At 67.4% G+C, this 15,113-nt stretch carries 9 protein-coding genes; 2 read left to right on the plus strand and 7 right to left on the minus strand.

The features are described 5' to 3' along the window. Positions 1 to 257 precede the first annotated feature (257 nt). Positions 258 to 716: an SRPBCC family protein gene (locus tag M4D77_RS14940; protein WP_259936560.1), complete on the minus strand. Its 459-nt coding sequence runs from the start codon at positions 714 to 716 to the stop codon at positions 258 to 260. A 130-nt stretch (positions 717 to 846) separates the two neighbouring features. On the opposite strand from M4D77_RS14940, the gene M4D77_RS14945 reads away from it, so the two are divergent. Next, positions 847 to 1,779: an MBL fold metallo-hydrolase gene (locus M4D77_RS14945; protein ID WP_259936561.1), complete on the plus strand. Its 933-nt coding sequence runs from the start codon at positions 847 to 849 to the stop codon at positions 1,777 to 1,779. Positions 1,780 to 1,894: 115 nt separating this feature from the next. Here the strand turns inward: M4D77_RS14945 and M4D77_RS14950 are convergent, their stop codons facing one another. Together M4D77_RS14950 and lysX are read right to left on the minus strand one after the other, a co-directional pair. Continuing rightward, on the minus strand, positions 1,895 to 2,416 hold the full coding sequence (locus M4D77_RS14950) for a hypothetical protein (RefSeq protein ID WP_259936562.1): 522 nt from the start codon (positions 2,414 to 2,416) through the stop codon (positions 1,895 to 1,897). A gap of 149 nt (positions 2,417 to 2,565) precedes the next feature. After that, the gene (gene lysX, locus M4D77_RS14955) at positions 2,566 to 5,979 is read right to left on the minus strand and encodes a bifunctional lysylphosphatidylglycerol synthetase/lysine--tRNA ligase LysX (RefSeq protein ID WP_259936563.1); all 3,414 of its coding nucleotides are present in this window, start codon (positions 5,977 to 5,979) and stop codon (positions 2,566 to 2,568) included. A 119-nt stretch (positions 5,980 to 6,098) separates the two neighbouring features. On the opposite strand from lysX, the gene M4D77_RS14960 reads away from it, so the two are divergent. Beyond that, positions 6,099 to 6,344, plus strand: a complete 246-nt coding sequence (locus M4D77_RS14960; RefSeq protein ID WP_259936564.1) for an RNA-binding S4 domain-containing protein — start codon at positions 6,099 to 6,101, stop codon at positions 6,342 to 6,344. Positions 6,345 to 7,071: 727 nt separating this feature from the next. Here M4D77_RS14960 and M4D77_RS14965 read toward each other — a convergent pair. From M4D77_RS14965 to gltB, 4 genes are all read right to left on the minus strand, one after another. Beyond that, the gene (locus M4D77_RS14965; protein ID WP_058253696.1) at positions 7,072 to 7,743 is read right to left on the minus strand and encodes a DedA family protein; all 672 of its coding nucleotides are present in this window, start codon (positions 7,741 to 7,743) and stop codon (positions 7,072 to 7,074) included. Between the two features lie 122 nt (positions 7,744 to 7,865). Beyond that, the gene (locus M4D77_RS14970) at positions 7,866 to 8,753 is read right to left on the minus strand and encodes a cutinase family protein (RefSeq protein WP_259936565.1); all 888 of its coding nucleotides are present in this window, start codon (positions 8,751 to 8,753) and stop codon (positions 7,866 to 7,868) included. A 178-nt stretch (positions 8,754 to 8,931) separates the two neighbouring features. Next, on the minus strand, positions 8,932 to 10,386 hold the full coding sequence (locus M4D77_RS14975; protein WP_205333930.1) for a glutamate synthase subunit beta: 1,455 nt from the start codon (positions 10,384 to 10,386) through the stop codon (positions 8,932 to 8,934). Then, entirely contained in the window at positions 10,379 to 14,962 is a 4,584-nt protein-coding gene (gene gltB / locus M4D77_RS14980; protein WP_259936566.1) for a glutamate synthase large subunit, read from the minus strand. Before gltB ends, M4D77_RS14975 begins: the two co-directional genes overlap by 8 nt. Positions 14,963 to 15,113 lie beyond the last annotated feature (151 nt).

The raw sequence follows: 15,113 nt of genomic DNA on the forward strand, positions 1-15,113 counted from the left end.
GGGTCGGGTGCATGTCAGCGACGGTCCGCCCGACGGTCCTGGTGTACGAGCTCTTCGACAACCATTCCGGTACCTCTCGTCAGACGTCGGGGGTCGATGAGTAGGTCGTTGGACCCTAGCGCGTCGTTACACATTGTGTTCTGTTGTAGCCCGTTGGAGGACAGCAGGCCCTTCGAAGAGGCAGGATCATTCAACGACGCTCAGGTGGTACCCAAACCTCCCTGCGGTGAACTACACATGACGTCCGACTTCCAAAGTCAGCGATCGTGCGATGCCCACGCATCGATGTGGCCCGGCAGTTTCGACAGGTGTCGCCGCAGCACATGCTGGTACACCTTGGACATCCCGATGTCGAGCAATCGGCCGGCACGACCGCGGACCATCGGCTCGCCCACAGCACGGCAGGTGTAGCGCGTACCTCCGGGAACCGCGTCGAGAGTGTCGGTGGTGATGAAGGGAAAGCGTGACTCGACTGATCGAAATTCCATCAGCCGGTCGACCTCTACGCGTGTGAACACGCCGATCCACTCGTAGGTCATCCCGAAGAATTTCGCTCGTCCGTACCATCGGTCGCCGACCTCATAGGGTGGTCGCTTGTCTGCGTGGGTGCTCAACGTCCCGGGCAGAACATGGGAAGTGTTATCGGGATCGGTGATGTACTGCCACACGACGTCTGCCGAGTGTGCGATGACTACCGAAGCAGATGCCGAGGCCATTCCCTACGGTATGCCTTCTCGTGTGGAACGCTCGGCCGAACGACGGTGTCAGGCGTTCCGAGGCGGGGCATGCGGCATCGGCCTCCCCGGAACAGGCCCGCACACCTGGCCGTCGGGGTAGGAATACGCGGTGGCCACCTTTCGCCAGCCGGGCCCGGTGCCGGCCGAGATGCTGCGCACAGGCGCACTCGCCGTGCGCGGTGCAATCCGACCACGCCCACCAGACCTGCGACTCATCGACGCGATTGAGGACGCCAGGCTCCCCGACAGCGAGGTGACGGTCCGGGTGCGCGCGCTGCCCCAGGTCGCACGACGGGTGCCGCTCGCCGGCCTCGTCGAGGGAGCTCGTACCCTGCGTCGCGCGTCGTCGGCGATGACGACCTTCGTGGTCGAGCACCCCGAGGCCACGTTCTTGGTCGATCCCGGCTTCTGCCGCGACGCCCATCACCGCGTCCTGCCCGAATTGCCGACGATCTTGCGCCCGCTGATCACCCCGCCGCGGTCGACGGTCAGCACCGCCGACGGTCTCGGGCTGCGGCCGCTGCACCGCTCCCCCGACTTCGCCCTGCCGACGCACGCTCACTGGGATCACGTGTGCGGCCTGCTGGACCTGCCCGGCCTGCCGGTGTGGCTTCCACGGGCAGAACGCGAATGGATAATGGCCGGCTCGCGACCACCGGTCGGCGGGGTGCGGGCGGCACTGACCGACGGCCGCCCGATCCTCGACTACGAACTCGACGGCCCGCCCGTGTCGACGTTCGCCGCGAGCCGCGACCTGTTCGGCGACGGTTCCGTGGTCGTCGTCGACCTCGGCGGGCACACCCCCGGGAGCGTCGGCGTCCTGGTCCGCACGTCCTCCGGCCCGGTTCTGCTCGCCGGCGGCGCGGCCTGGCACTTCGAGCAGGTGGAGCGCCTGCGCCAGAAACCGAGCATCCCCGGCGAATTCGTCGACGACGACCGCGACGCGGCGTTCGCGACGCTGCACCGGCTCCACCTGGCCCGCCACACCGTGCGCGTGATCCCCACCCACGACCACGACGCCGTCGGAGCACTCTGCGGCTGAGGCGAACTGGAGGGGCTCAAACGTGGATAAGTCACACGCATCGACCTGTCCCGTGCGACACCTCAACTGCCACCCCGGGTCAGGCGGGTTTCGGCGAGCGGCGGCCGGATCAGAATCAGAGGCCCTGATTCGAATCCCCGCCTCGGTTGTCCCCGCCGCCTCCGTTGTCCCCGCCGGTTTCGCAGACGGCCGCGACATCCCGGGGCGTGTTCCCGGGAGTGCGGTAGGTCTGGACGGCCCACGCGACCTTCTTTTTCGTCACCGGAGACAGCACCTCGGTCCGCCGGATGCCGACCGCGAAACACCCACCGTTCGATACGAGTTTCTGGAGTTCCCCTCCATCGAGCCACCTGCCGATCCCGCTGTACGGCAGATCCGTTCCGGCGAAAGCCGGCACGATCCCGGTACGCGCGATGTCACGCGTCTGCGCCGCATTGAAGAGCGTATTGAACTCCATACGGACACCGATGTTGGGCCAGAACCAGTTCTGATAAATCGTCGGGAACGAGCTGAAACCCGCTCCCGCAGGGGTACTCAGGCCGTGACCCTCGCCAATGGGTGCCGCCCCGGCCACACCGCCGTAGAGTCCCACACCCGACCCCGTCAGCATCACGGCCGACGCGGCGATCGAAACCACAACTCTCCGCGCACTTTTCATCGCTCTGAGCCTCCAGGTCAGCTAATCATGAGACAAGTTGCGCTGCACAGCGTCTTCAGCGTCGCACAGATTACGAATGGTGTACATCACGCTTAGGAACGCTCATCACCAAGCCATGCGAGACGACGTCAGGCGTCCTGCGGTTTCGCCAGCGGGAACGCGAGCGACTCGCGGATCGACTGTCCGGTGATGAGCATGACCACCCGGTCGACACCGACACCCAGACCTCCGGTCGGCGGCATCGCGTATTCCAGTGCTTGCAGGAAGTCCTCGTCGAGTTCCATGGCCTCGGGATCACCGTCGGCGGCCAGGATCGACTGTTCGGTGAGGCGTGCCCGCTGCTCCACCGGATCGGTGAGTTCGGTGTAAGCCGTACCGAGTTCGACGCCCCAGGCGACGAGGTCCCACCGCTCGGCGACGCCCGGCTTGCTCCGGTGTGCGCGCGTGAGGGGCGACGTCGACGTCGGGAAGTCGGTGTAGAAGGTCGGGAAGGCGGTGCGATCCTCGCCGAGGTGCTCGTACAGTTCCAGGACGATCTGCCCGGCGTCCCAGTCGGGCCGGTGATTGATCTCCAGGCGGTCACACACCGCGCGCAACTCCTCGACGGAGGTCTCCGGCGTGATCTCCTGCTCCGCGCCCTCCGAGACCACCTGATGAACGGTCTTGACCGGCCACTCCCCGGAGATGTCGACGCGCTCTTCGTTTCCGTCGGCATCGGTGCGCACGATGACCGGTTCCCCGTAGGCCGCCGTCGCCGCGTACTGGATCATCTCGCGCGTCAGGTCGAGCATCTTGAGGTAATCACTGTGCGCCTCATAGGCTTCCAGACTCGTGAACTCGGGGTTGTGGCTGAAGTCGACACCCTCGTTGCGGAAGTTGCGGCCGATCTCGAAGACCTTCTCGACACCTCCGACACACAGTCGCTTGAGGTAGAGCTCCGGGGCGATCCGCAGATACAGGTCGAGGTTGTAGGCGTTGATGTGCGTCTGGAACGGGGTGGCGTTCGCGCCGCCGTGGATCTGCTGCAGGATCGGTGTCTCGACCTCGAGAAAGCCACGAGCGCCGAGGAAGTCACGCAACGACTTCACCACGAGACTGCGGGTCGCCAGCGACTTGCGCGTCTGCTCGTTGATGGCGAGGTCGACATAGCGCTGTCGGACACGCGCTTCCGGATCGGTGAGACCGGCCCACTTGTCGGGCAGCGGGCGCAGGCATTTGCCGTTGATCCGCCAGGCATCGATCAGGATCGACAGCTCGCCCTTACGACTCGTGCCGACGACGCCGCGGGCCTGGATCAGATCCCCGAGGTCGACGTCGGTACCGAAATCGGGTGTGCCCGGGATGATCCGGGAATCCTCGACCAGCACCTGCACCTCGCCGGACCAGTCGTGGACGTCGGCGAACACCACCTTGCCGAAGTCCCGAAGTCGCGTCACACGTCCGGCGACGGTGACGACGGTTCCCTCGGGTTCGGCCTTGGCCGCCGCGATCGTATGCGTGGGTTGATCGGCCGGCGGGTACGGATCGAAGCCGCGCTCGACGAGCCGGTCCATCTTCTCGAGCCGGACGCGCACCTGTTCCGGCCGGTGGACGATCGCGCCCTCGGGTGTGGCTGCCTCGGCGTCGAGCTCGGCGATGAGCGCGGGCGCGCTGACGCCGGGCGGGATCGACGGCGGCCCCTGCGTGTAGTGCTTGGCCCGTCCGAAGCGCGGCAACGTGATGAAACCCTCGGTCACGATCGCGGCGAGCCCCACCCGGGGCAGTATCCTGCTGTCCTCGAAGCACAGGTAGCGCGACTGCCAGTCCGGCAGATACTTCGCATTCGACTTGTACAGCGACTCCATCTGGAAGAACCGCGAGCCGAACATGAGGATCGAGTAGCCCATCCGCATCACGGGCCCGGCCCCGATCTGGGGACCCTGCTCGAAGAACGCCCGGAACGCGGCGAAGTTCAGCGAGACCTCGGTGATGCCCAATTGCTCGGAGTTGCGGCACAATTCGGCGACCATGGTCTCCACGACGCCGTTGGGCCCGTGCCGGTCACGACGCATCAGGTCGAGCGAGACACCACGACGCCCCCACGGCACGAAGGACAGCATGCCGACGACCCGCTCGTCGGGGGTGCCCTCGCCCATCACGGCCTCGACCAGCAGGCAGTCGCCGTCGGCGGGATCGCCGATGCGCGAGAGCGCCATCGCGAAGCCGCGTTCCTCGTCGGTGTCGCGCCAGTCGTCGGCGCGCGCGACAATCTGCGCCATCTCGGTGTCGCCGATCTCGTTGTGCCGTCGGATGCGGACACCGACCCCGGCACGACGGGTGCGGGTCACGGCCTGGCGCACCGCCTTCATGGCCGACCCGCTGAGGCTGAACTCGCGCGTGTGCAGGATGGCCTCGTCGCCGATGTTGAGTGAGACGAAACCGGCGGCGTCGAAGGCGGCCGCGCCACGCGGGCTCGACCCCATGGATGCCGGATGCCACCCGTATTTCTCGCACAGGGTGAGGAATTCGGCGATGGCATCCGGCCACGACTCCGGATCGCCGATCGGGTCACCGCCCGCGAGTCCGACGCCTACCTCCACCCGGTAGGTGATCGCTGCCCGGCCGTCGGGTGAGAACACGACGGCCTTGTCGCGACGGGTCGAGAAGTAGGCCAGCGAGTCGTCGTCGTTGAATCGCGTGATCAGCGCGCGGATGAGGGCTTCGTCGTCGGCGGTGATGAGCCAGCGCAGCCGTTGCGACCGGAACAGCACGACGGCCGCGGCGATCAGCGCCAGCGCGCCGAACAGTCCCAGCAGACCGTTCACGAACAGGTGGGTGTGCCGACCGTCGAACGAGGCATCCTGGTCGATGGCGCCGAACGCCACGACCCGATTGAACGCGTACGGCAATCGGTCGCCCCGGGTCAGCGTGTGCGGGAACGCCCACACCAAGGCCCAGCCCAGCAGCGTCGCGATCGCCAGTCCGGCGATCAGGGTGCCGAACGCCGCCAGGACGGCGCCTTTGCGGACCCGTGTGTAGAACTGACGGTACGTCGACAGCAGGAACATCAGCGCGAGCGCGTCGATGAACAGTCCGAGGTAGATGTTCGTGCGGTCCCACCGCGTCACGCCCAGGTCGTCGGCCAGCGACGGCACGAGATAGAGCGCGTTGGTCGCCATGAACAGGATCAGGTAGACGACGCTGATCCACCAGGCGATCCGCTTGCGGGCCGAGAGCGCGATGGCGATGAGGGCGAGCACGAACGCCCAGGCGAAGCTGGTGTCGGGGAGGGTGATGATGTAGTCGTCGACGTAGCGGCGCGGGTCGTGGATCAGATGCCGAATCGCGGGGAAGAGACTGGACAGCAACGCGATTGCCGCCAGTACACCGACGATCGTGCCGGCGATGTGCGGGGCGCGGGACCCGAACCCGGAGGGCCGTCGGATCTTGTCGAGCAGCGCGAGGGACCTGCGGTCGGCCGCGGTGGGCGTCCGCGGTCCCGCGTCGCGGTGCTCGCCGGGATTCTCGGGGTCGACCGGCGCGAGGGGGGTGTCGGTGGCCATGCGTAAAAGGTAGTCGGGATGAGAGGTATGTCCCGGCACTCCACGCGGATTGGCCCCGTCCGGCACAGATCGTCTTGCGTCCCCGACGGCCGAGGTGGCCCGGCGGGCGGTGGACCGGCATGATCGAAGCCGTGTACGACGTGACGATCCGGGACGACTCCATCCGACTCGGCCAATTCCTCAAACTCGCCAACCTGATCGAGTCAGGGGCCGAGGCCAAGGAGGTGATCGCCGACGGTCTGGTCACGGTCAACGACGAGGTGGAGACCAGGCGCGGCCGTCAGCTGACGATCGGCGATGTGGTGTCGGTCGGCGGGATGAGCGTGCGAGTCGTCGCCGAAGGCGACGTGCCACCTCCCCCCTGATCCGAAGAAGCGTCCCCCATTGCTCCCTGAGGTGCGAGGAGCGATAGCGACGAGCCTCGAAGGGCGCTAGGACCGAACGCCGAACCGTCTGAGCTCGGCGGGTGTGATGAGTCGTTCCGCTTCGGCGGGGAACATCGTCGTGGAACCGCGGCGGCCTCCGAGTCGCCCGCCGGTCAGCGAGTTCAACAGAGAGCCCCGGCGGGGCGAGTGAAATGTGTCAGCCAACTTCATGACCAATCACTTCCTGATACTTCACATTCGTTACAACGGACTGGAACTTTGTTTTACTGTAGCGGCGATTCCCGGTCGTGTCGCCGGACTTTCCAGTGGCTTTCGCCACGCCCCCGCGACTGCCGACACGTGTGAATCCCGCAGCTCCGGTTCCCGAAACGGCGAGTGCCGCACACGACGGCTAGATCGATCGTCGCACGAGAACTGTTACCTCGCGCGTAGCGACGCGCCCCTCACCTGCATGAATGACCCGGGCGCGGCCAGGCGTTCACTCGCCCCCGCGGGTCGCCGTCGAACGACCGAAGCCGCCGACCCGGGATTCGGGCCGGCGGCTTCGGTGTGATGGACGACGATGGCGGGTCAGTGCGCCTCTCGGCAAACAAACCGCTCGAAGCGGCAAAGGGTGGGACCCGGGGCATTGAGTCCGTCACCGTCGCGGGGTACAACCGCGCTTCCGCACGAGGTATTCCACGGGTCGTCCCACTCTCCCGGCCCGCTATCCCGCGGCACTGGCGCGGCGTCGGCGGACCCGCTTCACGACGAACCAGGCGACCATGAGAACCAGCACGGCGATCACGATGTTGCTCAGCACGCCACTCCACCGTTCGAGTGCGGGGGCGATCGCCGGACCGAAGCCGAAGCCGATCCCGATCCACAGCGCGTTCCACACCCCCGACCCCAGCGTCGTGTACGCGGTGAAGCGCCAGAACGGCATCTTCTCGATGCCCGCCGGGATGGAGACGAACGACCGGACGAGGGGCACGCACCGACCGAGGAGAACCGCCATTCCGCCCCAGCGGACGAAGTACTCCTCCGCCTTGTCGAAGTCGTCGTAGTCAAGCAGCGGCATCCGGCCGACGAGTCGCCGGGTGCGATCGCGGCCCAGAGCCGCACCGATCCAGTACCAGAGCCAGGCCCCGACGAGCGACCCGATGGTCGCCGCGGCCCAGGCGAGCCAGACGTTCATGCGGCCCTCGTAGGCGAGGAACCCGGCGCCGGGGAGAACGGCTTCGGATGGGATCGGCGGCAGGAAGGTCTCGAGAAGGATCGCCACCCCGACGCCCAGCTCGCCGAGCGTGTCCATGAGGTCGAGAATCCAGCCGATGAAACCGCTGTGACCTTGCGACGGGTCAGTCTGGGCGAGTACGGCGGCGAGCTGCGTTGGCAAGGAGATGTTCCGTCTGTCCGAGGGCGGGCGGCTGGTCCCCGGGATCGGTGACCACTTCGGCCGCCACTCTAGTCGGACGTCCGATTCATCCGGTTCTCGTGCAGGTCAGCCGACCGGCGTCGTCACGCGAGGCCGGCGAGGAACCGGTTGGCCCACTGCACCGCAGTGACGCCGGGACGGACCTCGAAGTCCCGGTAGGTGCCGTGCGACCCGGACTGGAGGAATTGGTTGAACGACCTGATCTGCTCGCGAGCGCGCGCGTCACCGAGCTCCTGCACGATCTCGCCGGGGCCGCCGAGGGTGAGCAGTTCGGAGAAGATCGCGCCCGCCTCGGCCTGATACTGCACGATCTGGCTCGGCGTCGGGTCGCTGGTCTCAGCGAGGTAGCCGACGATCCGCGTCACGTAGTAGTCGCGGGGCACGTTGCAGTAGACGTCGGTGGGTTCGCAGATCGTGAAGGCCCTGGGCAGGACCCACCCCATGCCGTCGAGGCGTGGTCCGCCACTGCCCTCACCCGTCAGGGCGGGGCCGACGAGATTGTCCCGCTTCGACCGCCGCGGGTCCGCGATCAGCACGACCCCCGCGACCTGACCCGGACGGATCGCGGCGCGACCGGTGCCGATCTCGGATGCGAGGTCGCCGGCGGCGTCGGCGCCCTGGCTGTAGCCGACGAGCGCGATCCGGGTACCGGGGCATCGTCGGAGCATCTGAAGGGCGAGCCCCGTGGTGTTGGCAACCGCCTGTGCCTTGGACTTGCCGTAGATCGCCTTCTCCCACGGGAACGCCGTCGCGTCGTATCCGACGTACTGCACGCGGGTTTCCGGTCCGAGCCCGGCGGTGATCTCCCCCAGCACGCCCGGGCTGGCGCCGTTGGACCATGTCCCGGGGACCGCGAGCACGTAGATCTCCGGGCAGCCCCGGGGCGCGGCGGTCGCCGTCGGGACGGCGAGCACACCGCCGGCCAGGATTGCACACAGCAGGGCGCATACGGTCGCGATGATCCGACGCAAGGTCCGTTCCCTTCGTACCAGCCGAGGAGGCAGCTTCACCGCCGAGTCTAGGTCGGGCGTCCGGCGGGCGTGTTGCCGCCTGCGGAACTCCCGTGGAACGACGGATCTGCCTACGCAGAACTCCCGCCCACCCTGAGCGGGTGAGCGGGAGTCGAGTACTGCTGAGTGCGACGCGCGATCAGCGCTGCGCGACCTGCGTGGGCACGATCGGTGCGGGCAGGTCCGACGCCCCGGTGAGGAACGCGTCGGCGGCCGCGGCGGCCGAGCGCCCCTCGGCGATGGCCCACACGATGAGCGACTGTCCACGCCCGGCGTCGCCCGCGACGAAGACACCCGGCTGACCGACAGCCGCGAAGTTGCCGTCACGCTTGACGTTTCCGCGGGGGTCGTACTCGACGCCCATCTTGTCGAGGAGATCCTCGCGCTCGGGTCCGACGAAGCCCATGGCCAGCAGCACCAGGTCCGCCTCGAGCTCGAAGTCCGAACCCTCCACCTTCTCGAAGCGCCCGTCACGCATGACGACCTCGTGGGCCTTCAGGCCGGTGACCTTGCCGTCCTCGCCGACGAACTGCTCGGTGTTGACCGAGAAGACGCGCTCGCCACCCTCTTCGTGGGCGGACGACACGCGGTACATGAGCGGGTAGGTCGGCCACGGGGTCGACTCGGCGCGCTCGATCGGCGGCTTCGGCATGATCTCGAACTGGTGGACGATCTCCGCGCCCTGGCGCAGCGAGGTGCCCAGGCAGTCGGCGCCGGTGTCGCCACCGCCGATGATGATGACCTTCTTGCCCTTGGCCGAGATCTGGCCCTCGACTTCGTCGCCGAGCTGCACCCGATTGGCCTGCGGCAGGAACTCCATGGCCTGGTGGATGCCGTCGAGCTCACGCCCGGGGATCGGCAGATCGCGACCGATGGTCGAACCGTTGGCGAGGATCACCGCGTCGAAGTCGGCGCGCAGCTGCTCGACGGTGACGTCGACACCCACGTTGACGCCGGTGCGGAAGACGGTGCCCTCGGCCTCCATCTGCGCGAGACGACGGTCGATGTGGCGCTTCTCCATCTTGAACTCGGGGATGCCGTAACGGAGCAGGCCACCGATGCGGTCGGCCCGTTCGAACAACGTCACGTCGTGTCCGGCACGCGTGAGCTGCTGCGCCGCAGCGAGTCCCGCGGGCCCGGAGCCGACGACGGCCACCGACTTGCCGGTCTTCTCCGACGGCATGACCGGGGTCACCCAGCCGTTGTCGAAGGCGTTGTCGATGATCTCGACCTCGACCTGCTTGATGGTGACCGGCGGCTGGTTGATCCCCAGCACGCACGACGCCTCGCACGGAGCCGGGCACAGGCGGCCGGTGAACTCCGGGAAGTTGTTCGTCGCGTGCAGACGTTCGATGCCGTCGCGCCACTGGTCCTTGTAGACCAGGTCGTTCCACTCGGGGATCAGGTTCCCCAGCGGGCAGCCGTTGTGGCAGAACGGGATACCGCAGTCCATGCAGCGGCTCGCCTGCGTCTTCAGATGGCCCTTGTCGAAGTCGGTGTAGACCTCTTTCCAGTCCAGCAGACGCAGTTCCACCGGGCGGCGGTCGGGCAGCTCCCGCTCGGGGTGCTTGAGAAATCCTCTGGGGTCAGCCACGTGCGGCCTCCATGATCGCTTCGTTCACGTCTCGCCCGGTCTTCTCCGCCTCGGAGATGGCCAGCAACACACGCTTGTAGTCGCGCGGCATGACCTTGGCGAACTTGGTCTGGGCGGTGTCCCAATCGCCGAGCAGCGCTGCCGCGACCGGGGATTCGGTCTCGGCGCGGTGCTCTTCGATGATCGTGGCGAGGAACTCGATGTCCTCGTCCTCGAGCGGCTCGAGGTCGACGAGCTCGGTGTTGAGGTTGTCGGCCAGCTTGCCCTCGGGGTCGAAGACGAACGCCATACCGCCGGACATGCCCGCCGCGAAGTTGCGGCCGGTGTCGCCGAGGACGACGACGCGTCCACCCGTCATGTACTCACAGCCGTGGTCGCCCACACCCTCGACCACCGCGGTGACGCCCGAGTTGCGAACGCAGAAGCGCTCACCCACGATGCCGCGCAGGAAGATCTTGCCCGCGGTGGCACCGAAGCCGATCACGTTGCCGGCGATGATGTTGTGCTCGGCGACGAAGTCGTCCGGCGCGTTGCGTGCCGGACGGACCACGAGGCGACCGCCCGAGAGACCCTTGCCGACGAAGTCGTTGGCGTCGCCCTCGAGGCGCAGCGTGATGCCCTTGGGAACGAAGGCACCGAAGCTGTTGCCGGCCGATCCGGCGAAGTCGACGATGATCGTCCCGTCGGGAAGACCCTGTGCGCCATAGGCCTTGGTGACCTCATGGCCCAGCATGGTGCCGACGGTGCGGTTCACGTTGGTGATCTTCGAGGTGAAGGACACCCGCGTGCCGTGGTCGATGGCCTCGCGGCTCTGCGCGATGAGCTGCTGGTCGAGCGCCTTGTCCAGGCCGTGGTCCTGCACGCCGGAGCAGTACAGGTCCTGGTTCATGAACGGCGACTCGGGCATCGCCAGGATCGACGACAGGTCGAGCTTGCCCGCCTTCTCCGACTTCCAGTGCGCGAGCGCCTTGGTCGTGTCGAGCGCCTCGACGTGACCGACGGCCTCCTGCAGGGTGCGGAAGCCCAGGCGCGCCAGCAGTTCCCGGACCTCTTCGGCGATGTACAGGAAGAAGTTCTCGACGAACTCCGGCTTGCCCGCGAAACGCTCACGCAGCAGCGGGTTCTGGGTGGCGACACCCACCGGGCACGTGTCGAGGTGACACACCCGCATCATGATGCAACCCGCGACCACCAGCGGCGCGGTGGCGAAACCGAACTCCTCGCCACCCAGCAGGGCGGCGACCACGACGTCGCGACCGGTCTTGAGCTGGCCGTCGACCTGCACGACGATCCGGTCGCGGAGTCCGTTGAGCAGCAGGGTCTGCTGGGTCTCGGCCAGGCCGATTTCCCACGGCGCACCGGCGTGCTTGACCGAGGTCAACGGCGTTGCGCCGGTACCGCCGTCGTGCCCTGAGATGAGGACGACGTCGGCGTGCGCCTTCGAGACACCGGCCGCGACGGTGCCGACGCCCACCTCGGACACCAGCTTCACGTGGATGCGGGCCTGCGGGTTGGCGTTCTTCAGGTCGTGGATCAGCTGCGCGAGATCCTCGATCGAGTAGATGTCGTGGTGCGGGGGCGGCGAGATGAGGCCGACGCCCGGCGTCGAACCACGGACCTCGGCGACCCACGGGTACACCTTGTGCGGCGGCAGCTGCCCGCCCTCACCCGGCTTCGCACCCTGCGCCATCTTGATCTGGATGTCGGTGCAGTTCGACAGGTAGTGCGAGGTGACGCCGAAGCGGCCCGACGCGACCTGCTTGATCGCACTGCGACGCCAGTCACCGTTCTCGTCGTGATGGAAGCGCCGCGGATCCTCGCCGCCCTCACCGGAATTCGAGCGACCACCGAGCCGGTTCATGGCGATCGCGAGGGTCTCGTGCGCCTCCGCGGAGATCGAACCGAAGCTCATCGCGCCGGTCGAGAACCGCTTCACGATCTCGCGGGCCGGTTCGACCTTCTCGATCGGAATGGGGTCGCGGTCACCGAAATTGAAGTCGAACAGGCCGCGCAGCGACGCCATCTGTCGGGACTGGTCGTCCACCAGCTTCGTGTACTCCTTGAACACCTTGTACTGGCCGGTGCGCGTGGAGTGCTGGAGCTTGAAGACGGTGTCCGGGTTGAACAGGTGGTACTCGCCTTCGCGGCGCCACTGGTACTCGCCGCCGACCTCGAGCTCGCGGTGGGCGCGCTCGGACGGGCGATCGGAGAACGCCAGCGCGTGGCGGGTCGCGACGTCGGCGGCGATCTCGTCGAGACCGATGCCGTCGAGCTGGCTGTTGAGCCCGGTGAAGAACTCGTCGACGGTCTCCTGCGAGATACCGATGACCTGGAAGAGCTGTGCACCGGTGTACGAGGCGAGGGTCGAGATGCCCATCTTGCTCATCACCTTCAGCACGCCCTTGCCGGCGGCCTTGATGTAGTTCTTCTGCGCGGTGGCGAAGTCGAGGTTGCCGAGCACGCCGCGCTCGGTCATGTCCTCGATCGACTCGAAGGCCATGTACGGATTCACCGCTGCCGCACCGAAACCGACGAGTGCGGCCACGTGGTGGACCTCGCGGCAGTCACCGGACTCGACGATGAGACCGGCCTGGGTGCGCTTGCGTTCCCGCACCAGGTGGTGGTGCACCGCAGCCGTCAGCAGCAGCGACGGGATGGGTGCGTAGGTCTCGTCCGACTCGCGGTCGGACAGGATCACCAGGTTCACGCCGTCGTCGATCGCGGCGCTGACCTTCGCACGCACCTCGTCGAGGGCCTTGCGCAGACCGGCGCCACCCTCGGCCACCGGGTAGAGGCCGTGGATGTGGACGCTGCGGAAACCGGGCAGTGCGTCGTTGGAGTTGATCTCCACCAGTTTCGCGAGCGTGTCGTTGTCGAGGACCGGCGACGGCAGCTCGATCTGACGGCACGACTCGGGGCCGGGGTTCAACAGGTCGGCCTCGGTGCCGATGGTGCCGCCGACGCTGGTGACGATCTCTTCGCGGATCGCATCGAGCGGCGGGTTGGTCACCTGGGCGAACAGCTGCTGGAAGTAGTCGAACAGCATGCGCGGGCGCTTGGAGAGCACCGCGATCGGGGTGTCGGTACCCATCGAGCCGAGTGCCTCGGCACCGGTCTTCGCCATCGGCGCGACCAGCAGGTCGAGTTCCTCACGCGTGTAACCGAACACCTGCTGGCGCAACGCGACCCGGTCGTGCGGCATGTGCTGATGCGGCGGCGCCTCGATGTCGTCGACCGCGACCAGTCCCTGCTCGAGCCACTCACCGTAGGGGTGCTCGGCGGCGAGCTCGTCCTTGATCTCCTCGTCGTCGACGATGCGGCCGGCAGCGGTGTCCACCAGGAACATGCGGCCGGGCTGAAGACGCATCTTCTGCACGACGTCGGAGTGATCGATGTCGAGCACGCCGACCTCGGAGGCCATCACGACTAGCCCGTCCTTGGTGACCCAGATCCGACTGGGCCGCAGGCCGTTCCGGTCGAGCACGGCACCCACGACGGTGCCGTCGGTGAAGCACACCGACGCCGGTCCGTCCCAGGGCTCCATCAGCGCGGAGTGGTAGCGGTAGAAGTCCCGGTGCTCGGGCTTCATCGACTCGTGACGCTCCCAGGCCTCCGGGATCATCATGAGCACGGCGTGCGGGAGGGAACGTCCACCGAGGTGGAGCAGCTCGAGCACCTCGTCGAACCGGGCGGTGTCCGACGCACCCGGGGTGCAGATCGGGAAGATCTTCGGCGCCGCGTCGGCCCCGAAGGCCGCGGTGTCGATGAGCGCCTCGCGGGCTCGCATCCAGTTCTCGTTGCCGGTGACGGTGTTGATCTCGCCGTTGTGGGCGACGCGGCGGAACGGATGCGCCAGCGGCCACGACGGGAAGGTGTTGGTGGAGAAGCGCGAATGCACCAGACCGAGCGCGCTCTCGACACGCGAGTCCTGCAGGTCGACGTAGAACTCCCGCAGCTGCGGGGTCGTCAGCATGCCCTTGTAGACGAAGGTGCGGCCGGACAGGCTGGGGAAGTAGACGGTCTCGCGTCCGGGCCCGTCGGCGCCGGCGCCCTTGTTGCCGAGTTCGTACTGAACCCGCTTGCGCACGACGTAGGCGCGGCGCTCGAGTTCCATGCCCTCCGCGCCGCCGACGAACACCTGACGGAAGGTCGGCATGGCGTCGCGGGCGAGAGCTCCGAGCGAGTTCTCGTTGGTGGGCACCTCGCGCCAGCCGAGCAGGGTCAGGCCCTCTGCCTCGATGACCTTCTCCACGCCCTCGCAGGCGAGGCGGGCGTCTTCCGAGCCCTGGGGCAGGAAGGCGATACCGGTCGCGTAGCTGCCCTCCGCGGGCAGCTCGAAGTCCACGGTCTCCCGCAGGAAACGGTCCGGGACCTGGATCATGATGCCCGCACCGTCGCCGGTGTTGGGCTCGGCACCCGCGGCGCCGCGGTGCTCGAGATTGACCAGCGCCATGATCGCCTTGTCGACGATGTCGCGACTGCGCCGCCCGTGCATGTCCACGACAAATGCCACGCCACACGAGTCGTGCTCGTTGCGTGGGTCGTAGAGACCCACCGGTCCCGGAGCCTGCTTCATAGTTCGCCTCACTTTGCGCGCGAGGAGTGCACGCACTACCCGTCGTCGATGTCTGGGGCCACACCCGGCCGTGTCGGGCCGCGGACCACGATGTCCCCGGCGTCGTCGTGCTCCACCCGCATCGGGGCTGACCTGGGCAGAGCCGACGATC

Source organism: Gordonia sp. p3-SID1431, assembly GCF_025143765.1.
GTDB lineage: Bacteria > Actinomycetota > Actinomycetes > Mycobacteriales > Mycobacteriaceae > Gordonia > Gordonia hongkongensis.

Excerpts from the sequence above, each read along its gene's own strand:
- M4D77_RS14960 (WP_259936564.1), top strand. The coding sequence starts at position 6,099 with ATGATCGAAGCCGTGTACGACGTGACGATCCGGGACGACTCCATCCGA.
- gltB (WP_259936566.1), bottom strand. The coding sequence starts at position 14,962 with ATGAAGCAGGCTCCGGGACCGGTGGGTCTCTACGACCCACGCAACGAG.
- lysX (WP_259936563.1), bottom strand. The coding sequence starts at position 5,979 with ATGGCCACCGACACCCCCCTCGCGCCGGTCGACCCCGAGAATCCCGGC.
- M4D77_RS14940 (WP_259936560.1), bottom strand. The coding sequence starts at position 716 with ATGGCCTCGGCATCTGCTTCGGTAGTCATCGCACACTCGGCAGACGTC.